Source organism: Spirosoma profusum, assembly GCF_014699005.1.
GTDB classification, from domain to species: Bacteria; Bacteroidota; Bacteroidia; order Cytophagales; family Spirosomataceae; genus Spirosoma; species Spirosoma profusum.
Map to the genome: position 1 here is coordinate 555,531 of NZ_JACWZY010000002.1, position 17,715 is coordinate 573,245.

Sequence of the window (17,715 nt, forward strand, 5' to 3'; positions counted from 1 at the left end):
TAACTAATTGATTGAAGTAAGCCCTATGCATCAGCAATACGTTTTCTTACTCAAATAGAACGTAACAGCCTTCATGCAGTACAAAAAGAACCGTTTGGGTCAATCACGAGGAATAGCGAGTTTTGCCAGTATAAATTCAATTACTAACGTCTAGTGCGAACGATACACGATAGCCCAGAGCGCGCTAAACCGAACGATAAATGGTTTAGAATCATCGGCGTTCCTCTGTTCGTCTTACCGTTTGTGTATTACTACGTAAACAAGTATGGGTTTAGTTGGGCTTTAGTACTGCTTACGTTTTTCTGGGGAGTGACATCAACAGTCGCAACCTGGGAACTGCTACGTTGGTGGGTATTTCGGGCCAGAGCGCGCTACATGCAAATTGACCGAACGGGTTGGCGGGTTCTGCTCACGTTTATCGGCTACGCCCTACTGATCGCCATTCTGCAACCTATCGAAACCTGGAGCCTTAGCCAGATTGACCCAACTGGGTTGATTGCGACACCAACACGGCAAACGTACCTGACGCACATTGCGATGGCTATTTCGTTTGCCTTCATCGTAGGTGGTATTTACGAAGTTATCTATTATCTGAAATTGTATCGACTGGCAATAACCGATGCCGAAGCCCTCAAAAAGGCGAAGATGCAAACCGAACTGGACGCGCTACGTCAGCAGGTTAACCCTCACTTTTTGTTCAATAGTCTTAACTCGCTCACTGCCCTGATTAGCGAAGATCCTCAGAAGGCTGAACTGTTCAGTGAAGAACTTAGCACGGTTTATCGGTATCTGCTACGTAGCAACGAAACGCCCCTGGTTCCGCTGGCGAGTGAGCTGGATTTTATCAACTCGTATTACCACCTGCTGAAAACCCGCCACGGCGACGCGTTAACGCTCATTACCGCTATACAACCTGGCCTGGAAACACGCCAGCTTCCGCCACTGACGCTACAACTGCTGATCGAAAATGCGGTGAAGCACAATATTATTTTGCCCGAGCAACCGCTCATTATTTCACTCACAACGGATGCTCAACAACAACTGATTGTCAGTAATAATCTGCAACGGAAACTGACCCGCGCATTGAGTAATGGAGTAGGACTGAGCAACATTCTGAGCAAGTATCAGATGCTGGGCCAACCCACACCTACCATAGAAGACGACGGCCACGAGTTTCGTGTTACGTTGCCATTGGTTTAGATTTTCCTCTGAATAATGTCATTGCTACGTAGTGCTTAACTTAATGTGAACTATGAGATTCTGAGTCAATAATACGTTGGTTGGTCGAGACTGAGTTGAAATTAGCTGACGCATGGCCCTTCGACAAGCTCAGGGTGACCGCCACTTTGGAGCTATTTAATTAGATGACTCAAGTTCCCTGTCACCCTGAGCTTGTCGAAGGGCCATGCGTCAGCTTTTTAGCCAAAGAAATATCATAGTTCGCGTTAACTTAGTCAATGTTCTCAAGTAACGTATCGTAAGCGGAAAGACTGGATTTCAATCTGGCGCGGATGGCTGCGCGGAGTCGTTCGGGAGCGAGAACAATCATGCCTTCGCCAAAGCCCAGAATTTCGCGTTCCAGTTCAAAATTATGTTGTACCTGAAGTTGTATGACTACACCTTCTGACGTCCGTTTAATCACCTGCTGTGAATGATGAAGGGGTTTGGTCACTACGTAGGGAGCGTGGTGGTGAGTAACCAGTAATTTCACCGGTATTGTCCGCATGTTGGGGCTTACCGAAACGCCAATGACATCGCGGTAGTACGTATCAGGATCAACCTGACTTGCTACGTAGTTGAGGTCGGGGGCGGGCGTGATACGTAACATTCTGTCCAGAGCCAGGGTCAGAATTTGTTCTTTCCCTTCGCAGACGCCGACTGCAAACCAGCGATTTTTAAATTCCTTGAGCCACCAGACATGGAACGTAAGAGTTTGAGGATTTCGCGCCGAAAACGACTGATAATCAATGGCAAGTGGCTGCTTCTGAACAATGGCCCGATACAGATCATCCAGCAGATGAAGCCCTTTCAAATTCTCATTTTTCTCGAAATCGATAACCGAACCCGACTTTTGTGCAGTCGAGTACACGTGATCTTCCAGCTTTTGGACAACCTCGTTCAACGTAGCAAAATGCGAGAAACCTTTGAATTGTTTTAGTACTTCAACAGCCTCGTTCATGCGTGATAAATCACCGTCCGAAAGCGGAATATTGGTGATGCTGTACGTTGGATCTTCGTAGGTATAATACTTCTTATCGACCACGATAATGGGCGCGAAATAGCCTAGTTTATCGCTTCGCATCAATTGCAAATCGGCCTGAACGGTACGTCGACTGATGCCTTTTACCACGCCTTCGTATTCATAAAGCGCATCCGAAACTTTCTCGATTAAATCGTCAAGCGTCCATTTGCGGTACCGATTCCGTAAGCAGGCATCCAGCGTTTTGTAACGTATCAGGGCGTTTCGATTGGCAGGCATAAGGTGTATTTTTAAGAAAAGTCGAAAAAATTTCTCAACTGCGCAAAAACACTGCGTAGTATGTTATAACCTTTGTACCACACAAATACAAAATCCACATGGAAACCCTTATTTCAACAGAAGACCTTTTACAACTCGCGCCCATTCCTGAGCATTTACATGATATGTTTCTGCGAGTAGCGAACGGCATGATTCAACGGGCTAATTATCCGAAAGAGAAAGTCATGGAATTGCTGGCCCAAATGTTTCAGAACCCTAAAAAAGCGGCTTTCTCCCGAAACAAAGTCACGAATCTGGCGCAGGCTATTTATACGCTGAATAAGCAGGGAATTGCCGTTCCACTTAGTGAGACGGGCAAAACATTTCTGCCAGCCGAACCAGCTCCCTACGTACTAAACACGGACGAAAAACAGTCAGAACAAATGTTCGAGTTGCGGTCAGAAACGCTGCCCTATGCCATTTTCGGACGAGATTATATTGAAGAAGGCGCTCTGCAACAGATGGCAACGGCAGCAAGTCTGCCAATTTCGGTGGCGGGTGCGCTCATGCCCGATGCCCATCAGGGGTATGGCTTGCCGATTGGCGGTGTGCTGGCTACGGAGTCGAATACGGTGATTCCGTTTGCAGTTGGCGTCGATATTGCCTGCCGAATGTGCCTTTCAGTGTTCGATTTACCGCCCGCATTTATGAAACGAGAACCGCATCTGCTGAAAAAATCGCTGGTAGAGCAAACTAAATTTGGCATCGGGGGCGAAACCCGCGACAAGTTCGATGAAAGTGTCATGGATTTGCCCGAATGGCAGGCTACCAAAGTTATTCGTGACCTCAAAGACAAAGCGTATCGGCAGTTGGGAAGCTCCGGAACCGGCAACCATTTTGTGGAGTGGGGAATTGTAGATGTGTATGAACAAGACCCTCAACTGAACCTGCCACCGGGTGAGTATCTAGCCTTATTATCGCACTCGGGCTCGCGGGGATTTGGTGGCAACGTAGCGAATTATTATTCCAAACTGGCCATGCAGAAAACCCGTCTGCCAAAGCAGGCAGCTCACCTGGCCTGGCTCGATCTGAACTCTGAAGAGGGACAGGGATATTGGATTGCCATGAACCTGGCGGGTGAGTACGCGTCGGCCAATCACCACGAAATTCATAGCAAACTGGCTAAATCCATTGGGCAAAAACCGCTGGTCATGGTTGAAAACCACCACAATTTTGCCTGGAAAGAAAAACTGGCCGATGGACGCGATGTGATTGTTCACCGAAAAGGTGCTACGCCCGCTGGCCCCGACGTACTGGGTATCATTCCGGGGTCGATGACGCAGCCGGGATTTGTAGTAAGCGGTCGCGGTAACAGCGACTCAATTAACTCGGCATCACACGGAGCTGGTCGTCGGATGTCACGTACGCAGGCGTTCAACAACATTACGCGTTCTCAGTTGAACAAGGCGTTGCAGGAGGCTGACATCCAGTTAATTGGTGGCGATTTGGACGAAGCGCCGATGGTTTATAAAGACATCGAAACCGTAATTGGCGCTCAAAGCGATCTGGTATCGGTACTGGCGAAGTTCACGCCCAAAATCGTCCGAATGGCCGACGCCAACCGGAAAGAAGGGCGAGAGGATTAAGTCAATAGTCGTCAGTAAATAGTTATTAGTGTGAGCAATGATTTAATCACTAATGACTATTTACTGACGACTATTGACCCTAAAAATAAAAAAGTCGCTTCCGTGAAAGCGACTTAGTAATCATCTATAGGCAACAGGGCAAGCAAAGCCCCGGAAGGGAAATAAAATACGCTACTCAAAAAGGTTTTTAATATCAATACGTCGGTGCATCTGCTCTTCATCTTTGAAGGGCAACGTAACACGTACTTTACCGTGTTCGTGGATGGCTTCAATCTGGTCGACGTCCACAAACGATGGAATATCCAGCACCCTCAGAAACATTGGCACAGCTAACCGTTGGCTATGACCATCTTCCTGCTGCTCGGATGTGCTGACCAGCAGCGTGTATAAAATAAGCTTGTTGCCTTCGACCAGTACATTGAAGGAACTCGCCTTTACGCCGGGGGCCACCAGGGTAATCACCAGGCGTTCCCCATCACGTTCTACGTTCATGGTAGTTTGACTCGAACCACCGTAGAGCGTGTTTAGCAGGTCAATCTGACCGCCTGTTCCCTGAAACACATTTTCTATCGCTTTCATAGTGGAGTGCTATTTACTGTTCAATAACTAATCTTTAGACAAACCTCGTGCCTAAAGGATTAATCGGAATTTTTACGCCAGCCTGTCAGGAAAAAAGTAGTCTAAAAATGGTCGATAATGCCGTTTTGGCACGGTTAGCGATGATTTCGGCTTTTTTGACGTATACGCGTTCCAATACCTGACTGTTGCATTTTTGGGGCTGACTGTGGTTGTCTTTCCACACTGCTCTCCATACGAATACACACGTAAAGCTGGTTTTCCTGCCTTATCTTTGTCGTACCATGCATATTCGAATTGGAACCCGGAGCAGTCGGCTGGCTGTCTGGCAGGCGGAATACATTCAGGAGTTATTACGACGGGGTAACGTATCGTCGGAGTTGATTTTTATCGAAACCAAAGGCGACGTAGTACTTGATCGCTCGTTGTCGAAGATTGGTAGCAAAGGGGTTTTTACACAGGAACTGGAAGATCAGCTCCACGAGGGACGTATCGATATTGCCGTTCACAGTGCTAAAGATTTGCCTTCAACACTGCCGCCCGGCCTCGAAATCATTGCCTTCACGGAGCGCGAAACGCCCAACGACGTATTGGTTAGCCGAAATAAAAATTTATCCTTAAGGAGCGGAGAGCCTTTTCGAATTGGTACGTCGTCAACGCGCCGGGTGGCAATGCTACGTCACTATTGTCCACATATAACTACAGTGGATATGCGCGGAAACCTCCAAACCCGCATCCGCAAACTTGATGAAGGCCAGTGCGATGCTCTGCTCCTGGCTTACGCGGGTGTGCATCGTATGGAGTACGATGATTTAATTGTGGAGCATTTACCCATCGATCAATTTATTCCTGCTGTTGGGCAGGGAAGCGTAGCAATTGAAGTTGCTACGTCGTTGGCCAAACCGCTACGTCAAACTATTACGAAGCTTATCAATCACGTACCAACGGCAGCCTGTCTGCAGGCCGAACGGGCGTTTCTGGCCCGGCTTGAAGGAGGATGTAGCATTCCTTCCTTCGCCCTGGCCCACTGGACTGACGAACGTACCATCAGCCTGACGGGTGGTTTGGTGAGTCTGGACGGAAGCGAACTCATTCGCGAGACAGTGAGTGGTACGTCGGAAGAAGCGACGCATCTGGGACGTACGTTAGCCGGAAGTATTCTGGAACTGGGAGGCAACGCTATTTTACAAACCATTCGGGAACAACTATGACGCCAAAAATTGCCCAATCTGACGCTGATATTCAGCGGTGTATACCTGCCATGTTGGCGCTACGTTCGCACCTGACGCCGGAGCGGGCTTTTGAACGTATTAAATTACAGCAGGCCAGTGATGGATTTGTGTTGGCATTTATCGATACTGAGGCTGGCGATGCGCCTGCTGTGGTGGGGTATCGCTACATGAATCTCCTGTACAGTGGCAAAACGCTATATATCGACGATTTATCGACATTGCCCGAAGGTCGTGGGAAAGGGTATGCCAGTGCTTTGCTCGATTTTGTCGTCGACGAAGCGCGAAAAGCTGGTTGTCAGTGCGTATCATTAGATTCGGGCCAGAATCCGGCCCGATACGATGCTCACCGGCTTTATCTGAACAAACGATTCAATATTGTGAGTCATCATTTTAAACTGGACTTGTAAATTGATGTATGATGTAGAATGTATTTCCTACTTGCCATACATCATATATTATGCATCATACAGCATATATTTTAGCCCCTCTTCATCATGAATCTGTTTCGAATTAGTTGGAGTAATTTGAAAGATAAGCCGTTGAGCAGTTTCCTGAGCGGCTTGCTGATGACCTTTGGCATCACCATTATTTCGCTGCTGCTGTTGTTAAATAAACAGTTAGACGACCAGTTCCGGCGAAATATTAAAGGTATCGACATGGTGCTGGGGGCAAAAGGAAGTCCGCTGCAACTGATTCTGTCGAGCATCTACCAGATTGATTCCCCAACGGGTAATATTCCCCTTGACGAAGCCGAACGTCTGACACGTAACCCGATGATTAAAACTGCCATCCCACTGGCGATGGGCGATAATTACCGGTCGTTTCGGATTGTGGGTACCAGCAAACAGTATCTCGACCATTTTGGCGCTACTGTGGGGCAAGGGAAACTCTTTCAAAATAGTCTGGAAGTTGTGGTTGGGCCGCGTGTGGCTGCTGTTACGGGCCTGAAACTGGGTGATACGTTCGCCAGTTCGCACGGGCTCGATGGCGCTGGAGAAGAACACGGTGATACAAAATACAAAGTAGTTGGTCTTCTGAACCCCACCAATACAGTTACCGACCAACTTATTCTGACGCCCGTATCGAGCGTCTGGGCCGTTCATGGACACGAAGAGCACCATGAAGAAGGCGAAGCGCATGAAGGGGAAGACCATGAAGAGGAGGGTCCACGCGAAATCACCAGCATGCTCATCAAGTTTCGGAATCCGCTGGGTATGATGCTGGCTCGCGGTATCAATAACAACTCTAAACTTCAGGCGGCTCTCCCAAATATTGAGGTGAATCGGCTGTTTTCCCTGTTGGGTGTGGGCGTCGAAACGCTACGTGGATTGGCCATCGTGATTATGCTTATTTCGGGTATCAGCGTTTTTGTGTCGCTTTATAATTCGCTGAAAGAACGCAAATATGAAATGGCTCTGATGCTGTCGATGGGCGCAACTCGCCTGCAATTGTTCGGCATGCTCCTGCTGGAAGGGTTAGTACTGGCCATCATCGGTTTCGTGCTGGGCATTCTCCTGAGCCGCGTCGGTTTGTGGCTGTTTTCAACCAGCGTTTCCGATGAATATCACTACAATCTGGCCGCTTTTGGCATTCTCCCCGAAGAGTGGGGTTTGCTGGGTATCGCGCTTCTGGTTGGTCTCATGGCCGCAGCTCTGCCCGCGCTTGGTGTTTATCGCATGAACATTTCCAGAACGCTGGCGGAAGAGTGATTGGGGCCAGGATTTTCGCAAGTAATAACTTAACGTGGACTATGTTCTTTGGCTAAAAAGCTGACGCACGGCCCTTCGACAAGCTCAGGGTGACAGGGAACTTGAGTCATCTAATTAAACAGCTCCAAAGTGGCCGTCACCCTGAGCTTGTCGAAGGGCCGTGCGTCAGCAAAATTCATTCGCTATCAGTTCATTTAGCCGACGGCTTTGACTTCGACAACTTCGGTAATAACGAATAGTTATCATCTATCAGGGCCTCCTTTTTCTTTCGGCTCCACCCTTTCAATTGCTTCTCTACGTTAATGGCGGCCATCGGCGACTGAAAGCTTTCTGACCAACGTATCTGAATGGGGCGACGACTATAGGTGTAAGAATTTGGGTCAAATCCCTCTTCGTGCTCAGCTAATCGACGTTCAAGGTTGTTAGTCATACCAACATAATAGGAACCATCGGCACATTGAAGAATATAGACGTAATGCATACAGGTATTGAATTGCTTAACTAAGTGACTGTTTCTTAGATAAGTAATAGACGATCTCTGACTACGTGTTGATTTAGTCTACAACCATACGAACACTTGTCCATGTTACCTCACCCCAATACGTTATAAATCACCACCGGTTCGGCTTTATTTTTCAAACTGACTTCGCCGATACGTTCGCAGGTGAAGGATTCGGCGATTTGCTGCTGGGCCGATTCCGCAATGACGATTTGGCCGGGTTGTGCTACCGATTGTAGCCGCTGGGCCGTGTTGACGGCGTCGCCGATGACGGTATAATCCAGCCGACGTAACGTAGTGGAACCGATATTGCCCGACACCATTTCGCCACTGTTGATACCAATCGATACTTCCGGACGATACGTCAGATTATTCAACAGATTATCTTCCAGTTTCGAAATTTGGGTACGTACCGCCAGCGCGGCTTCGATGGCCCGGTCGAGGTGGTATTCGCCCCGGAAAACGGCCATCACGGCGTCGCCCATAAACTTATCGACCAGACCCTGTTGCGCAATAATCTCCTTCACCATTACGTCGAAATAGCGGTTAACGAGCCGCACTACCGTATCAGGCGATTCGCGTTCGGAAATGGCCGTGAAGCCGCAGATGTCGATAAACAACACGGTGGCTACCACAACTTCGCTGGCTGAAAGGGATTTCTCGTATTCGGGACGGTTCATGAACGTCAGCACGGATTCGTCGACGTACATCCGCAGAATGTTGTTTTCCTTGATGGCTTGCAACGTTTGCCGGAGTTGTGCTACATACTCCATCGTTTTCTGCATCGTTAACTCCAGGTCTTCGAAGTTTACAGGCTTTGTCACGAAATCGAAGGCGCCCCGGTTCATGGCCGTGCGAATGTTGTCCATATCGCCATAGGCCGATACAATCACTGCCTTCAGCATCGGATTGTTTTCGTGCAGTTTCACCAGTAGGGTCAGCCCATCCATACCCGGCATGTTGATATCGGTCAGAACCATATCAACATCAGGCTGTTGCACCAGCATGTCGAGGGCTTCGTGACCGTCGTGGGCAAACACAAAATCATACACCTTCTCCCGAATCTGTCGCCGGAATTTCTGTTTGATGAGTAATTCCAGGTCAGTTTCGTCGTCAACCACCAATATTTTTGCCGTCATGCCACCTCACGCAGTTTTTGTTTGAGAACCGCAAAATCGAGCGGTTTGGTCAAAAAGTCATTGGCCCCCATCTCCACGGCCTGATCGTGTGAATTGGTATCGCCATAGGCCGTAATCATCATCACAACGGGCGGTGGGGGTTCCTGAAAATCTTCACGGATATGACGTAGCAGTTCAAACCCGCTCATGCCCGGCATGTTGATGTCGGATAAAATTAAAATAACTTCCGACGTGTGATTGTTCAGAAAACCCAGAGCTTCTTCGCCGGAGTTGGCAAAGCTTAGTTCGAATTCACCATTGCGGATCTCGCGACGAAATCGTTGCTCAAAGAGGTCTTTTACGTCTATTTCGTCGTCTACAACTAATATTTTCATCATTATACAGGGATATGCCAAAGATAGAAAATTTGCGTAGTTTTCAGTGTCATGTGGAAGCCTGTCCTTTGTCTGTTATGCCTGATTCCTGTTTTTGCCCAGACGCAGCCGGTTGTCCGACTGGCCGATGGGCAGGCTACTCCGCTGCCGGGAAAGGCCGTTCAGGTGCTGATTGATAAGTCGGGTAAGCTTTCGTTCGAGCAGATACGTAGCACTGAATACAGTCGTCGATTTCTGCCAAACAATGGGGCTTCGCTTGCCTTTGGTTCGTCGAATGCCGTTATCTGGCTCCGGTTCCGGGCGGTGGCCGATCAACCCGGCGACTGGTTGCTCGAATCGACCAATTACATGATTAACGACTTACGGTTCTACAGCATTTCGGAACGTAGCGGTAAGCTTCACATCAGCCAGCAAGGGAGCCATTTTCTGGACAGTCCGAAAGATATTCAGCATAATCTGACGTACTTCCGGCCGTTTCCGTTTTCCACTACGTCGGATACCGTTACGTGTTACCTGCGGGTCTGGAATGCTATGCCCCTGGTGCTCCCCATGCGCTTCATTACGGTTCGCCAAATGGCCGAAGAAAGCCACCGAAATGATTTGTTTCACGGACTACTGTTCGGTATACTGATGGCAATGGCGCTCTATAACGGCTTTCTGCTGATTGCCATCCGCGACGTGGCGTATCTGTACTACGTTGCCTACGTATTGTTCATCCTGCTCGCTACTGACATCGGAGGCTATACGAATGAGTTGGTGATGGCGAAATTTTTTCCGCAGTACTCATTTTATGCCAGCGTCGTGTATAGTCTGGCACTGGTATTTATTCTGCTTTTTGCCCGCCGTTTTCTGGATACACCTCGCCATTCAATGCGTATCAATCAGGGAATTACGTGCCTGCTGGTGGCTTGCTCGTTGCCTCAGTTGTTCATCATTCTGGGTTTTCGGGTGCAGGCGTCGATTGTGATGGAAGGACTGATTATCGCCACAGCCATTTACTTGTGGTGCATTGGCATATACCTGCTAATGCGTGGTGTTCGCGAAGCTCGTTTTTACGTACTGGCCTGGAGTATTTTTTTCCTGAGCGCCGTTATGTTTGTAGCGCAACTCAATGGCTTACTACCTCAGAACTTATTGACTGTTAATGGTGTACGCGTAGGTACAGCCTTGGAAACGGTGCTGCTTTCGTTCGCGCTGGCCGACCGTATCAACGTATACCGACGGGAGAATTTTCAGGCACAGACGCAACTCTTCGAAAGTATCCGTGAACGGGAACAAACCAAAACCAAACTGGCCGAAACCGAAAATAAACTACTTCGGGCGCAGATAAATCCGCATTTTCTGTTCAATTCCCTGAATTCGATTCAACGGTTTATTCTGTCGAAAGAACCACTGATTGCTTCCGATTATTTAGGCAAGTTTGCCAATCTGATGCGATTCAATCTCGATCAGTCGCGGTCGGCTACTACGTTGCTTCAACGCGAAATCGAGATGCTGACCGTTTATCTGCAACTGGAAAGTCTGCGATTCAACGGGCGATTTACGTACTGTATCGACGTAGCGCCCGACCTCAATACGTATGCGGTATCTATTCCGGGTATGATGCTCCAGCCTTTTGTAGAAAATGCCATCTGGCACGGGGTGATGCATAAACCGGATAATGGTCACATATGTATCAATTTTACCCAGCTGACAGTCAGCCGACTACGTTGTACGGTCGAAGACAACGGCGTAGGTCGTAAGCGGTCGGCAGAACTCGAAAGCGTGAATCGGATTCGCCACCGTTCGGCTGGATTATCGCTCACAACCGAACGATTGGCGTTGCTCAATGAAGATCACTACGTCGGCAACCCGCTGGTTATCGACGATTTATACCAGAATGATGGTACGTCGGCGGGTACTCGCGTAACGATTGATTTACCGACGTATTAGTACTACGTATCGTTTTGCTGCTGAACACGTCTAAACAGTAGGGCTTCAGGCATAATTGCCAAAATGAGCCATTTTTGTCATGCTGAGGCACGAAGCATATAAATGTTTCATAACCCTCAAGTTCGGATGCATTAAGATGCTTTGTGTTTCAGCAAGACAAAAATGCCTGTTTTGGCAATAGTGTCGAAAGTTTAAAAATAGCTACGCAAACATGAGTCTTCGGGTGGTACTTATCGACGATGAACCCAATAGTGTCGAAACGCTGCGGCTCATGCTGGGCTATTTGCCCAATATCGACGTAGTGGCAGTTTGCACATCGGCCACCGACGGTATCGATGCTATTTTGCAGCACCAGCCCGATACCATTTTTCTGGATGTAGAAATGCCTTTTTTGAACGGTTTCGACCTGCTGGCAGCCTTGCCCAATGTTACGTTCAGCGTTATTTTCACGACGGCTTATAATCATTACGCGATTCAGGCGATTCAGTTCAGTGCGCTCGATTACCTGCTGAAACCCATTGGGCTGGAAGAACTGAAACGGGCGGTGGAAAAAGCCCGTGTTCGCCAGACGCAGCAGCAACAGGCGCAGCAGTACCAGATTTTCTTCGACAACCTGAAAAATCAGCATCCGGCACGTAGCAAAATCGCCCTGCCGACTTTTGAGGGATTGCTGTTTGTGGACGTAGCAACTATTATCCGTTGCGAATCGGACCGCAATTACACGCAATTCTTTCTGACCGACCATACGTCGGTACTTGTCTCAAAAAACCTGGGTGAGTTTGAAGAATTGCTGGCCAATTACAACTTCTTTCGGGTCCATAACTCGCATTTGATCAACCTCGCGCACGTTCGCCGATACCTTCGCTTCGAAGGCGGTCAAATTGAGTTAACCGACGGCACTATTATCGACGTATCACGTCGGCGGAAAGACGAACTGCTGGCACGACTGGTGGGCTAAATCTCCCGAAATAGATTGACCGTTTACTCAGGCGATAATTAATCCCTGCAATCGGTACGCGAAAACATACCGGTTGTACATTCAAGTTCGCTTTACTACGTAAATTTCCCGATTGTAGTATCCTCATTAACAGCGCTTACCGAAAAGTAAACTACTTTAAACGGTTATGAAAAACACGGTCTACTTTGGGATAGTATACATATGCCTGTTCGCCGGGATAGCTCACGCCCAAACCATTCGCTACGTAAAACCGACCGCTACGGGCACCGGCCTGGGCAATTCGTGGGTCGACGCATCCGGTGATTTACAGGCGATGATCAATGCCTCATCCGGGGGCGATCAGGTGTGGGTGCAAACCGGTACGTATTACCCCTCGCGCGACGTAACAGGCAATGCGTCGCCGAGCGATGCGCGTACGAAAACGTTTCTGATTAAATCGGGTGTAAAAGTATACGGCGGTTTTCTGGGAACAGAAACAACTCTGGTCGACTGGCAGTCCCTGCAAAACTATGAAAACTGCATTCTATCGGGCGATTTGGGCGTGGCCGCTTCTACGCTTGATAATGCGTACCATGTCGTTACGTTTCTGGGAGCCAACAGCAACACGGAACTGAACGGATTTGTAATCCGGGATGGTGTTGCCAACGGAAGTGCGTTCAATGATAAGTATGGGGGAGGTATCACCTGCCGGGCTACTCCATCTGTCGTTAGCGTGCCCAGAATGACCCTTTGCAAACTTCAGAATAACGTAGCGTCGATTTCAGGGGGCGGTTTATACGTGGAAGACTTCAGTGTGCCGGTAATTACAAGTTGTCAGTTTGTCAGTAATACGTCGGTACTGGGAGCCGGTACGTCGAACGGAACGACCGATGCCTTTAATTCGATCTCCTATACCGATTGCTCCTTTATTGCCAACGTAGCAACGTCGTCGGGCGGTGGCGCTTTTAATGGAGGAGCTATCATGTTTTATACCAATTGTTCTTTCATCAATAATCAGGCTGGTGCATCGGGTGGGGGAGGTGTTCATAATGGCTCCAATGGTAAGATTACATTTAGAAATAACCTGTTTGCCAAGAATAGTACGACCGGCACTGGTGGGGCCATCAATACCTACACAAACGATAACAGCACTACACTCCGACTTACCAACTGCACGATTTCTGAGAATACGGCTTTTTCGGGCGGTGGTGTTGCACACCTGGCTGGCGTGTCGGCCACTGGTACGTCGCAACTTACAGCCGTTAGCACAATTATCTGGAATAATACCGCTACGTCGGGAGCTGCGAATTTCCTTAATCAGACGAACGTAGCGCCGGTTTTTCAATACGCTGATGTTCAGGATTGTGGAAGCATATCGGGTTGTGCAGGCGGGACTGGCAACGTAAGTGTAGACCCCGCGTTTGTAACACCTTTCTCCGGCCGACTCTCGGCCACCAGCCCCCTCATCAACGCTGGCGATCCGACCGCTACGTCTTTTTCGCTGTATCCGATTGATCCCCGCGGTCTACCACGTGTCATTGGCGGGCGCGTCGACATCGGAGCGTTTGAGGACCAGATGACTATCGGGTTTTTTTCGAGAACGAATGGTTTCTGGAATGACCCCAATACGTGGGAGTGCATTTGCGTTCCGAGTCGCAGCGATAACGTAGTGCTACGTCATACCGTTAGTACGACCAACAGCGCCGATGTGGCCCTCGCCCGGAACGTCCTCATCAACCCGAATGGGCGATACGTATCAGGAACGGGCGCTACGTTACGTATGGGCACGCGTATTCACTACGTAAAACCAACCGCTACCGGAACCGGCGACGCTACGTCCTGGGCGAATGCTTCGGGCAACCTACAGGCGACCTTGCTGGCTGCCCAATCGGGCGAGGAGGTTTGGGTTCAGCAGGGCCTCTATAAACCAACCTCCGGAACTGACCGAACGGCGAGTTTTTCCATTACGTCGGGATCGAAGGTTTTCGGCGGCTTTCTGGGCATAGAAACTACGCTTCAGGAACGTAACGTGAATCTGACGTTTCCGCTTACCACTACGTTGTCGGGCAATATCAGTACAACCGCATCGGCGGATAACAGTTATCACATTGTCTGGATGCAGAATGTGGCTAACGGTACGTTGCTCGATGGCTTTGTAATTACCGGGGGCGGTACGGCAACAAACACGGAAATACCAATACCGCCCGGTGGCTATACAGGAGGAGGTATACTTAACATAAGTACGGGATCGCTGACAAGTTCACCTACTGTTCAGAACTGCTACGTAGTCAATAATCGGGGGGCGTCTGCGGGCGGTGGAATGTATAATTCGGGGACTGGGACAGTAACGCTTCGAAATTGCCTGTTCGAGGGAAATTATGGGGAAAATGGCGGAGCTATATACAATAGTTATTCTGGTGCTGAAGGTAGTGAAACGAGTACTATTCAATTGAATATAATCAATTGTGATTTGGTCTATAACTCATGTCTTCAGACTGGCAAAGCCATCACCGGGGGCCTCCTGAACATCACAAATAGCATCGTGTGGATGAATCTGGGCGGTTCACGGCCCCTTGTTTTTCAAGCATATGCTACCGGTTCGCAGATTAGCTATTCGATTATACAGGATGGGGCTGGCAGTTCAATGTACGTTGGGGGTACCGTAAGCAACGCCGATCCTAAGTTCAGAGGCTTTCCCGATTTTCGTCTACGTTCCGATAGTCCGGCCATTAATACGGGAAATCCGTCCGATACGTATCAGAAGACTGGTTTTATGGATCTGGAAGGTAATTACCGGATTTTTCTAGGCCTGGTTGATAGGGGCTGTTTTGAGTTTTACAGTACGTCGTACCAATATCCGTAGAAGTGATTTTGTCATACTGAGGTATGAAGCATCTTAAAGCATTCTGACTCTCAGGTGAGGAAAATTTAAGATGCTTCGTACCTCAGCATGACAGAAATGAAGCTCACGTCGGCAACGTAATGGTGAACGTAGTACCCTGACCCTCTGTACTTTCAACGGTGATAGTACCGTTATGGCCTTTGGTGATGATGTCGTAACTGAGCGATAAGCCCAGACCCGTTCCCTCACCGGTGGGTTTGGTAGTGAAAAAGGGCTGGAAAATCTTCTTCTGTACAGATTTAGGCATGCCCGTACCGTTGTCACTAACTCTAATAATGGCCTGTTTATTTTCGCAGCGCGTGGTGATGCTTACAGTCGGCTGATAGCCTGGTTCTTTCTGGATTTTCTGACGCTGCTGGACGGCGTAGAAGGCGTTGGTGAACAGATTGAGCAGCACCCGCCCCACATCCTGAGCAACGATACTGACGTTATCCACCGATTTGTCGAAATCGGTGGATAACGTAGCGTTAAAGGATTTGTCTTTGGCGCGCAGTCCGTGGTAAGCCAGTCGCAGGTATTCATCGGCCAGCGCATTTAAGTCCGTAGGTTCACGTTCTCCGGTTGATTTTCGCGAATGTTCCAGCATCCCTTTTACGATGTTGCTGGCTCGTTTTCCGTGCAGAGAAATCTTCTGAAGATTTTGGTTTAAATCCTGGAGCAACTCGCTTTCCAGTTCTACGTCCCGGTTACTGTCTTTCGCCCGCTCTTCGTTTAGTTCATCTACTAATTCGATGCTCACTTCCGAAAAGTTATTGACGAAGTTGAGTGGATTTTGAATTTCGTGCGCGATACCTGCCGTCAGTTCGCCCAACGAAGCCATTTTCTCTTGTTGAATCAGTTGATTCTGAGTTGCTTTCAGATTTTCGAGTGACGTTTTTAGTTGACTGGTACGTTCCTCGACCTGCTTTTCCAATAATTCGTTCTGGTTGGCAATCAGACGATTCTTTTCTATTTCTCGCTCTTTTTCCAGTTGCTCTTTCTCGATTGCCTGCTGAACGACCTGCTTCCGGGCCAAACTATATCGGTTGAGCAGGGCTGCAGAAAAAACGATAATTAACCAGGCAAAACAGACGCCTTCACCATAATCTAACGAACTACCGACGTAGGGACGGAAATTGATTTTGAAGAAATAGCCAAGAATATTGGTAGTCAGTGTGTAAAGCCAGAATATCAGGAGTGGCGTAGTGGCTAACAACGCAAAACGAGCGTCTGTACTACCCTCATTCATCATTTTGACAATCAGGGTAATCAGAAATATATAGGTGATTCGAATTTGAATTTCAAGCAGTATGGTTGTCGTATAAATCGGTATCAACGGAAAGGAAACCCGGAAGAACAAGGCAACATTTGCCAGTACAGTCAATAGCAGGGCAATCGAAATCATCCGATTCAGATATCGAAATTTGTCGGATGGCTGAATGAATTTTCGAATCGACTGGATGAAAAAAGTAAAGAAAATGATGAAGAAAAAGCTACGCGCAAAGGCAAACAGATCAGGCTGTTCAGCGAAGAAAATCGACTGAATCTGCCCAACATTCCGATCTAGAATGAAGAAGAACAGACAGACGCTGAAATACAGGTAAACACGGTCATTTACTGAGAAGAAAATGAGTAAGTTATAACAGACGGCCAGCACAAGAATTCCTAACGTGATACCCGAGAAGTAATCGTTCTGCCAGCCTTCTTTAACCTGCATGGCCGTATAAACCTCGTTAGCCCGGTGGGTTTTGGTCTGTAGTTTTGGCGACAGATACAGAATTGGCCCATCCCAGAAAGCACTGGCCGAACGTTGATAAAGTGTGGTCTGCTGACCCGGCAACAGTTGAAAAAAAAGCCGACTTCGTTCAGCCTGATTTTGCTTCGTCAACTGACTTTTCGGAATTAGTACGCCCGTGCGCTCGTGTATCCATTGTTGTTTCGCGTTCTGCCAGTACAAGTCCAGATAACTCCCGGAAAAATCACAGAGATAAAGGTTCAGGGTGTCAGGAAGCGTATTTCTGACCCGCATCCGTAACCAGTATACGTGCGACCGTCGATGCGAATCGAAAAAAGAGCCGTGGTAAAAAGAGGTGTTTCGTCGAACCTGATCGAATGATAATTCTCCACTGCGATCTTCCAGTATTTGAAAATACGTCGTGTCAAGGGTCAGCATCGACGTATCTGTTTTTATATCATATACCGGTGGCCAACCCTGCTGCGCATATGCGCCGGAGAGTAAAGCAACTAAGCAATAAAAAACGAGTAACCAGTTCCGCATGACTGCTACTACGTCTACCTCTGTTTTATGTATATGCCTTAACGATGAGCGCAC

General features: G+C 48.4%; 14 protein-coding genes. 8 read left to right on the plus strand and 6 right to left on the minus strand.

Annotation, left to right across the window (positions count from 1 at the left end):
- Nucleotides 1-153 precede the first annotated feature (153 nt).
- On the plus strand, nucleotides 154-1,200 hold the full coding sequence (locus IC229_RS35255; RefSeq protein WP_317171524.1) for a sensor histidine kinase: 1,047 nt from the start codon (nucleotides 154-156) through the stop codon (nucleotides 1,198-1,200).
- A 250-nt stretch (nucleotides 1,201-1,450) separates the two neighbouring features.
- Here the strand turns inward: IC229_RS35255 and IC229_RS04625 are convergent, their stop codons facing one another.
- On the minus strand, nucleotides 1,451-2,479 hold the full coding sequence (locus IC229_RS04625; protein WP_190885739.1) for a helix-turn-helix transcriptional regulator: 1,029 nt from the start codon (nucleotides 2,477-2,479) through the stop codon (nucleotides 1,451-1,453).
- Between the two features lie 98 nt (nucleotides 2,480-2,577).
- Between IC229_RS04625 and IC229_RS04630 the strand changes: the two genes are divergently transcribed.
- Nucleotides 2,578-4,104 (plus strand): RtcB family protein, encoded by a 1,527-nt coding sequence (locus tag IC229_RS04630; protein WP_190885740.1) that lies wholly within the window; start codon nucleotides 2,578-2,580, stop codon nucleotides 4,102-4,104.
- A 171-nt stretch (nucleotides 4,105-4,275) separates the two neighbouring features.
- Here the strand turns inward: IC229_RS04630 and IC229_RS04635 are convergent, their stop codons facing one another.
- Nucleotides 4,276-4,683 (minus strand): Hsp20/alpha crystallin family protein, encoded by a 408-nt coding sequence (locus IC229_RS04635; RefSeq protein ID WP_190885741.1) that lies wholly within the window; start codon nucleotides 4,681-4,683, stop codon nucleotides 4,276-4,278.
- A 281-nt stretch (nucleotides 4,684-4,964) separates the two neighbouring features.
- On the opposite strand from IC229_RS04635, the gene hemC reads away from it, so the two are divergent.
- The 3 genes from hemC (at nucleotide 4,965) to IC229_RS04650 (ending at nucleotide 7,621) form a co-directional block, all read left to right on the plus strand.
- Nucleotides 4,965-5,891, plus strand: a complete 927-nt coding sequence (hemC, locus tag IC229_RS04640; protein ID WP_190885742.1) for a hydroxymethylbilane synthase — start codon at nucleotides 4,965-4,967, stop codon at nucleotides 5,889-5,891.
- Nucleotides 5,888-6,319 carry a GNAT family N-acetyltransferase gene (locus IC229_RS04645; RefSeq protein ID WP_190885743.1) on the plus strand — a complete coding sequence of 144 codons (432 nt, stop codon included), beginning with the start codon at nucleotides 5,888-5,890 and terminating at the stop codon, nucleotides 6,317-6,319. The genes hemC and IC229_RS04645 overlap by 4 nt, the downstream gene beginning before the upstream one ends.
- 87 nt (nucleotides 6,320-6,406) lie before the next feature.
- Nucleotides 6,407-7,621, plus strand: coding sequence for an ABC transporter permease (locus tag IC229_RS04650; protein WP_190885744.1), 1,215 nt, complete (start codon nucleotides 6,407-6,409; stop codon nucleotides 7,619-7,621).
- A 190-nt stretch (nucleotides 7,622-7,811) separates the two neighbouring features.
- On the opposite strand, the gene IC229_RS04655 is transcribed toward IC229_RS04650, so the two are convergent.
- The 3 genes from IC229_RS04655 to IC229_RS04665 all read right to left on the minus strand — a co-directional run bounded on the left by IC229_RS04655 (nucleotide 7,812) and on the right by IC229_RS04665 (nucleotide 9,636).
- Entirely contained in the window at nucleotides 7,812-8,102 is a 291-nt protein-coding gene (locus tag IC229_RS04655; RefSeq protein WP_190885745.1) for a GIY-YIG nuclease family protein, read from the minus strand.
- Between the two features lie 110 nt (nucleotides 8,103-8,212).
- Nucleotides 8,213-9,259, minus strand: a complete 1,047-nt coding sequence (locus IC229_RS04660; protein WP_190885746.1) for an adenylate/guanylate cyclase domain-containing protein — start codon at nucleotides 9,257-9,259, stop codon at nucleotides 8,213-8,215.
- Nucleotides 9,256-9,636, minus strand: a complete 381-nt coding sequence (locus tag IC229_RS04665) for a response regulator (protein ID WP_190885747.1) — start codon at nucleotides 9,634-9,636, stop codon at nucleotides 9,256-9,258. Before IC229_RS04665 ends, IC229_RS04660 begins: the two co-directional genes overlap by 4 nt.
- Before the next feature lie 48 nt (nucleotides 9,637-9,684).
- Between IC229_RS04665 and IC229_RS04670 the strand changes: the two genes are divergently transcribed.
- The 3 genes from IC229_RS04670 to IC229_RS04680 all read left to right on the plus strand — a co-directional run bounded on the left by IC229_RS04670 (nucleotide 9,685) and on the right by IC229_RS04680 (nucleotide 15,365).
- On the plus strand, nucleotides 9,685-11,565 hold the full coding sequence (locus IC229_RS04670) for a 7TM diverse intracellular signaling domain-containing protein (protein WP_190885748.1): 1,881 nt from the start codon (nucleotides 9,685-9,687) through the stop codon (nucleotides 11,563-11,565).
- 211 nt (nucleotides 11,566-11,776) lie between these two features.
- Entirely contained in the window at nucleotides 11,777-12,523 is a 747-nt protein-coding gene (locus tag IC229_RS04675) for a LytR/AlgR family response regulator transcription factor (protein ID WP_190885749.1), read from the plus strand.
- 166 nt (nucleotides 12,524-12,689) lie between these two features.
- The gene (locus tag IC229_RS04680) at nucleotides 12,690-15,365 is read left to right on the plus strand and encodes a right-handed parallel beta-helix repeat-containing protein (RefSeq protein WP_190885750.1); all 2,676 of its coding nucleotides are present in this window, start codon (nucleotides 12,690-12,692) and stop codon (nucleotides 15,363-15,365) included.
- A gap of 103 nt (nucleotides 15,366-15,468) precedes the next feature.
- Here IC229_RS04680 and IC229_RS04685 read toward each other — a convergent pair whose 3' ends face one another.
- Nucleotides 15,469-17,715 carry a sensor histidine kinase gene (locus tag IC229_RS04685; RefSeq protein WP_394355920.1) on the minus strand — a complete coding sequence of 749 codons (2,247 nt, stop codon included), beginning with the start codon at nucleotides 17,713-17,715 and terminating at the stop codon, nucleotides 15,469-15,471.